Origin of the sequence: Bradyrhizobium sp. UFLA01-814 (assembly GCF_046718885.1) — a bacterium.
GTDB lineage: Bacteria > Pseudomonadota > Alphaproteobacteria > Rhizobiales > Xanthobacteraceae > Bradyrhizobium > Bradyrhizobium elkanii.
Genome location: NZ_JAQOSR010000293.1, coordinates 1 through 5,601, shown reverse-complemented (window position 1 = coordinate 5,601; position 5,601 = coordinate 1). Strand labels below are relative to the sequence as shown.

Genomic DNA, 5,601 nt, shown 5'->3' with positions numbered 1-5,601 from the left:
ACGCCGGGATGTCACGATCTCGCGACCCCGGCGCGGCTTGCTGCCAAGCAGCAAAAGTCGTCGTTTCAGCGGACTAAAGCGCGATGAGATTGGGTTGAATCATCATCGCGCTTTAGCTCCTTGTTTGAGCATGATCTTTTGGGAAAACCGCTTCACACTTTTCCGGATCATGCTCTAGGCGGCGCGCGCCGTGCCTTTCTCCGCCTCGAGCTTGCGCGCGAACAGCCAGCGGAAATAGGTCAGCGGGGCATCGGCGCCGATCGCGAGCAGCTGATAGTCCGGATCGGCGTCGAACACGCGCTGCTGCGCCTCGATGATATCCTTGTCCTCGTTGAACCCTTCCTCGAGGCTGTGCCGCAGCGACAGCGCAATGTTCGGATTGTCGATGTCAAAATCGTGCAGGTAATTCCAGAAGAAGTGCGTGGTCGAGCGCGTCTCCGGCGTCATGAACTGCGCGTTGCGATACGACCGCGTGCCCGGAACCTGGACGCCCTTCTCGACGCCCTGCCCCGCCGGCGCGAACGTCGTGTCGAGCGTGAAGATGCCGGGCACGATCATGCGGCCGACATTGCGGCGGTCGATCTTGTCGGTTTTGTTCGGGATCACCTTCTTGTGGTAGGGCGGCGGCTCGGCGCCCATGTGCCAGCGCTCGACGCGGAAGCCGTCGTCCAGCTTCTCGATCGCGACCGGCTTGGTCTTGTAGGCATATTCCTCGGATCCGCCGAGCGTGTTGGTGTGCACGAAGGCAAGATGCGCGAAGTCGCTGAGATTGTCGACGATCAGGAGCCAGTTGGCCTTGTAGTGCATGTAACCCGGCAAGCCGCGCCACCTGGGATCCTCGAGCGGCGGATAGTCGAGGATCAGTTTCGGATCGGCCTTCTCCGGGTCGCCGGTCCAGATGAAGATCAGATTGTAGCGCTCGACCACGGGATAGCTGCGCACGCCGAGCTTGGCGGGGATCGTGTCCTGGCCGGGAATCTGGATGCATTTGCCGTCGGCCGCGAACTTCATGCCGTGATACATGCACCTGATGTCGTCGCCCTCGATGCGTCCCATCGAAAGCGGCGCGGCGCGATGGCAGCAGCGGTCGTCCAGCGCGACGACTTTCCCGCTCGACCCGCGATAGAGCACGATCGGCCGTTCCAGGATGGTGCGTGCGACCATCTTGCCGTCGATCAGTTCGTGATTCCACGCCGCCACATACCAGGTGTTGCGCAGGAAAATTCCGTCGTCAGCCATCTCACCCTCCCGATGCAAGATTTGGTTGCGACGAGGTTAGGTGATTGCGGTCATCGGGATAATCCGATTTGGCTGGACACACTGTACCGGTGGATGGACAATCGGCCATGGAGTGGCGCGACTGGGAGCTGTTTTGCGAGGTTGTCGAGCATGGCGGCTTCACGGCCGCCGCGCGTGTGCTTGGCCATCCCAAATCGAGCCTCAGTGCTGCGGTGCAGCGTCTCGAAGCCAATCTCGGGCTGCGGCTGATCGAGCGGACCACGCGCCACCTGCGGCTGACCGATTCCGGCGAGACCATCTATCGCAAGGTGCGCCCGCTGTTCGCCGCGCTGCACGACACCCACAGCGAGGCGCTGGCGATGTCGAGCGCGGTCGCGGGCACGCTGCGCATCAAGGCGCCTTATGAATTCGGCGCGCATCATGCGGGGCCGGTCGCCTGCGCGGTGATGGGCCGCTACCCCGAGCTCGCGATCCGGATCGATGTCGAGCATGACATCGTCAACCCGATCGCCGAGAACTACGACATCGTGTTTGCGATGCTGGAGGCGCCGCTGCCGTCGGCCGGCATCGTGATCCGCCGCGTCTTCACGCTCGAGCGCGGCCTGTTCGCAGCCCCCGCGCTGCTCGACAAGCTCGGCGAGCCGTGCACGCTGGATGATCTGCGAAAGCTGCCGCTGCTGACCGGCCCCAGCGATCCGCCATGGGCGATCACCGCTCCCGGCGGCGCGGTCGAGCATCTCGCGGTCGATCGCGCGCGGCTGACCAGCTCGAACGCCCATGTCCGCCTGCAGGCAGCGCTCGCCGGCCATGGCGTACTGCGGGTCACCGCCAGCTACACCCGCGCCGCCGTCGCGGCCGGCCAGTTGCGGCGGCTGCTGCCCGATCATGCCTGCGAGCCGCTCAACGTGCACGCGCTGTTGCCGGCGCGGCAATTTGTCCCGGCAAAGGTGCGCTGTTTCCTCGACGCGATGGAGGCGCATGCGCGCGGCGATCCGGAGGCCTATATCAGGCCGTAGGGGTCTTTTTTGGCCGATCACCATTTTCCCGGGAACCTGTACGGCCACTTGGCATCCAATGGTATTATTCCGCCAACAGTGAGGGCGACCCCGCCATGCGCCAGGCCCATGTAACGTCCCTGCCGCCGACCAGCTCGGGCGACGCCGAGCTCGTGCAACGCGCGCTTGCCCGCGACGAGGCCGCAATCCGCGCCATCATGCAGGCGAACAATCGCCGGCTGTTCCGGCTGGCGCGCGGCATCCTGCGCAACGACCACGAGGCCGAGGACGTGGTTCAGGACGCCTATGTGCGCGCCTTTACCCATCTCGACCAGTTCCGCGGCGACTCCAGCCTTTCGACATGGCTGTCGCGGATCGCAATGAACGAGGCGCTCGGCCGCCTGCGCCGCAGGCACAGCAGCGTCGAATGGTCCGATCTGCCGAAAGGCGCTCCTGAAGCCCAGATCATCCAGTTCCCCCTGTCGTCAACAGACGATCCGGAAAAATCCATGGCCCAGCGTGAGATCCAGCACGTCGTCGAGCACGCGATCGACGAGCTGCCGGAGGCGTTCCGCCTCGTCTTCATCACCCGCGTGATCGAGGGCATGAATGTCGAGGAGACCGCTGAGATCCTCGGCCTCAAGCCGGAAACCGTGAAGACCCGCCTGCACCGCGCCCGCACCATGCTACGCGACAATGTCGAGCGGAAGATCGGTCCCGTCGTCATGGAGGCCTTTCCCTTCGCGGGCAAACGCTGCGAGCGATTGACCGAGGCGGTTCTGAAACGGCTCCGCGCCACGGCCTGAAATTTTTCGGGAACCTCTGCTCGTCCGCGCCATCCAACTCCTGTGCAAGCAACGACGCGCCGCGCGCTACGCCCGGCTCAACAGGAGTTTCAAACCATGTTCGTTCGATTGAGTATCGCGGTCGCCGCGCTCAGCCTTCTCAACTGCGCTGCGCTGGCGCAGGGCGCAAAGCCGACCGATCCGCAGATCGCACACATCGCCTATACGGCAGGTGTGATCGACATCAATGCCGCCAAGCAGGCGGAAGAGAAGGCTTCCAACAAGGAGGTCAAGGCGTTCGCCAAGGACATGGCGCGCGACCACGAGGCGGTGAACAAGCAGGCGCTCGACCTTGTCAAGAAGCTGAAAGTGACGCCGGAGGACAACGACACCAGCAAGACGCTGTCGAAGCAGGCGGCCGACAAGCTCGCCGAGCTCGGCAAGCTGAAGGGCGCTGCCTATGACAAGGCCTATATCGACAACGAGGTCGCCTACCACAAGGCGGTCAACACCGCGCTGGAGACGCAGCTGATCCCCTCGGCCAGCAATCCCGAGCTGAAGGGCCTGCTGCAGACCGGCCTGAAGATCTTCCAGGGCCACCAGCAGCATGCCGAACACGTCGCGGCCAGCTTGAAGTAAGGAGACGCGTGATGTTGTCAGGACGCTGTCTCGCAACGCTGGCCTTGCTCGCGCTCGGCGCGATGGCCGTCCCGGCGCATGCGGCCACCATCCAGATCGTGATGGAGAATCTGGTGATCTCGCCGGCCGAGGTGTCGGCCAAGGTCGGCGACACCATCGAATGGGTCAACAAGGACGTGTTCGCCCACACCGCCACCGCGAAGAACGGCGACTTCGACGTGACGATCGCGCCGAAGAAGACGGTCAAGTCGGTTCTGACCAAGGCCGGCACGGTCGACTATTACTGCCGATACCATCCCAACATGAAGGCGGTGCTGACGATCGCACCATAGCCTGCGCGATGACCTCCGAGGTAATCGATCGGCGCACGCGAACCTTCGATAGTCCGGACCGCCGCACAGTCCGGCACTATCGAAGGAGAGCACCATGACCGACCATGCCACCATCGCCCGCCGCTATATCGATCTCTGGAACGAGCGGACGCCAAGCCGGCGTCGCGAGATGCTGAGCGATAACTGGACCGCCGATGCACGCTATATCGATCCGCTGATGAGCGGCGACGGCCATGAGGGCGTCGACGCGCTGATCGCGGGCGTGCAGAAGAAGTTTCCGGACTTCCGCTTCAAGCTGATCGGAGAGCCGAACGGCTTCGGCGACCATGTCCGATTCTCCTGGGGCCTTGGCCCTGACGGCGTCGACAGCCCGATCAAGGGTACCGACTTCGCCATGCTGAAGGATGGCCGGATCAGGAGCATCACCGGCTTCCTCGACCAGGTGCCGGGCGCCTGAGGCGCCGCTTCCACGCCGGCGATGTCGCTGCCGGAGCGTTTTCGAGCGAAGTGGATACCGGTTCGCGTCAAGAAAACGCGTCAAAACAAAGAATCGAGAGCCCCGTTCCGATTCCATCGGAACGGAAAAGGCTCTAGTCTTTCCGAAACACAGGGAGGACGCCATGAAGGCAGATTACGCCTTCAAGACTTCTGTCGTCAGCGACATCACGCCGGCGCTGCTGGCGATCGGCCGCGACAGCTTTCCAGAGGCCCTGATCGGCGCGCTACGCCGCGTCGCCGGTGTCGGTCATTGCATGGTGTTCTCGTTCACCGGCCCGCGGACCGCCGCGTGCCTGCTCGATGTCGGCAACATCCCGACCGGGCGCGACCTCGGGATCGCCTATTCCGAACATTTCCATCAGGCCGACCCCAACCGCGATGCGGTGTTCGAGGGACAGGCGCAGGCCGCACCGATCGTGCTGCCGACCTTCGCCCGCCGCATGTACAGCGACGGCTACCGCAAGATCTTCTTCGACGACTCCGACATTGTCGACAAGTTCGCCTCCGCGATCTGGACCGGCGACACCTGCTTCTATGTCAACTTCTACCAGATCACCGCGCAAGGCCGCTTCAGCCGCGAGCAGATCGCGCGCCTGGCCGCGGTCGCGCCGGCGCTGACGGCGGCCGTGGCGCGGCATTTCCAGCGCGACCCGGCAGCGGATGTTGATCCGATCGAGCGGTTGAAGATCCTGTTTGCAACCGCTGAGCCGCTCGCCAGGCTGACCGGGCGTGAGAAGGAGGTCTGCCTGCGCATCCTCTCCGGTCTCAGCTCGGAAGCGATCGCCGCCGAGCTCGGCATCGGGCTGCACTCCGCCCTCACCTATCGCAAGCGTGCTTATGACAAGCTCGGCATCTCCTCGCAGAACGAGCTGTTCGCGATCGCGCTGCGCCTGATGGCGTCCGCGTGCAGCCTGAACTGACGGGACCTTGAACGGCGGCCCCCCCCAGAGCGATCTCCTATAAAAGGATCTGTCGGGCAGCGTCCTCGCGGCCATCCTTCGAGACGCTCCCCTTCGGCGCGCTCCTCAGGATGACGGGTCTTGTTTTGCGGCACAATAGTAGACCCTCATGGTGAGGAGCGCCGCTTGCGGCGCGTCTCGAACCACGAGGCCG

7 protein-coding genes are annotated in these 5,601 nt (G+C 64.0%); 6 read left to right on the top strand and 1 reads right to left on the bottom strand.

The window, feature by feature from the left end:
• Positions 1 to 174: 174 nt before the first annotated feature.
• Positions 175 to 1,239 (bottom strand): Rieske 2Fe-2S domain-containing protein, encoded by a 1,065-nt coding sequence (locus PMN64_RS41645; protein WP_411784961.1) that lies wholly within the window; start codon positions 1,237 to 1,239, stop codon positions 175 to 177.
• A gap of 107 nt (positions 1,240 to 1,346) precedes the next feature.
• Here PMN64_RS41645 and PMN64_RS41640 point away from each other — a divergent pair, with 107 nt between their 5' ends.
• The 6 genes from PMN64_RS41640 (at position 1,347) to PMN64_RS41615 (ending at position 5,408) form a co-directional block, all read left to right on the top strand.
• On the top strand, positions 1,347 to 2,255 hold the full coding sequence (locus tag PMN64_RS41640; protein WP_411784960.1) for a LysR family transcriptional regulator: 909 nt from the start codon (positions 1,347 to 1,349) through the stop codon (positions 2,253 to 2,255).
• Between the two features lie 95 nt (positions 2,256 to 2,350).
• Positions 2,351 to 3,040, top strand: coding sequence for an RNA polymerase sigma factor (locus PMN64_RS41635; RefSeq protein ID WP_028339045.1), 690 nt, complete (start codon positions 2,351 to 2,353; stop codon positions 3,038 to 3,040).
• Positions 3,041 to 3,136: 96 nt separating this feature from the next.
• Positions 3,137 to 3,658, top strand: coding sequence for a DUF4142 domain-containing protein (locus tag PMN64_RS41630; RefSeq protein WP_411784959.1), 522 nt, complete (start codon positions 3,137 to 3,139; stop codon positions 3,656 to 3,658).
• Positions 3,659 to 3,669: 11 nt separating this feature from the next.
• Positions 3,670 to 3,990: a cupredoxin domain-containing protein gene (locus PMN64_RS41625; protein WP_411784958.1), complete on the top strand. Its 321-nt coding sequence runs from the start codon at positions 3,670 to 3,672 to the stop codon at positions 3,988 to 3,990.
• A gap of 94 nt (positions 3,991 to 4,084) precedes the next feature.
• Complete coding sequence (locus PMN64_RS41620) at positions 4,085 to 4,447, top strand: nuclear transport factor 2 family protein (RefSeq protein WP_411784957.1); 363 nt, start codon at positions 4,085 to 4,087, stop codon at positions 4,445 to 4,447.
• A 163-nt stretch (positions 4,448 to 4,610) separates the two neighbouring features.
• Positions 4,611 to 5,408 carry a helix-turn-helix transcriptional regulator gene (locus PMN64_RS41615; protein WP_411784956.1) on the top strand — a complete coding sequence of 266 codons (798 nt, stop codon included), beginning with the start codon at positions 4,611 to 4,613 and terminating at the stop codon, positions 5,406 to 5,408.
• Positions 5,409 to 5,601 lie beyond the last annotated feature (193 nt).

Coding starts and splice junctions, on each gene's coding strand:
- PMN64_RS41645 (WP_411784961.1), bottom strand. CDS start 1,239: ATGGCTGACGACGGAATTTTCCTGCGCAACACCTGGTATGTGGCGGCG.
- PMN64_RS41635 (WP_028339045.1), top strand. CDS start 2,351: ATGCGCCAGGCCCATGTAACGTCCCTGCCGCCGACCAGCTCGGGCGAC.
- PMN64_RS41630 (WP_411784959.1), top strand. CDS start 3,137: ATGTTCGTTCGATTGAGTATCGCGGTCGCCGCGCTCAGCCTTCTCAAC.
- PMN64_RS41640 (WP_411784960.1), top strand. CDS start 1,347: ATGGAGTGGCGCGACTGGGAGCTGTTTTGCGAGGTTGTCGAGCATGGC.
- PMN64_RS41615 (WP_411784956.1), top strand. CDS start 4,611: ATGAAGGCAGATTACGCCTTCAAGACTTCTGTCGTCAGCGACATCACG.
- PMN64_RS41625 (WP_411784958.1), top strand. CDS start 3,670: ATGTTGTCAGGACGCTGTCTCGCAACGCTGGCCTTGCTCGCGCTCGGC.
- PMN64_RS41620 (WP_411784957.1), top strand. CDS start 4,085: ATGACCGACCATGCCACCATCGCCCGCCGCTATATCGATCTCTGGAAC.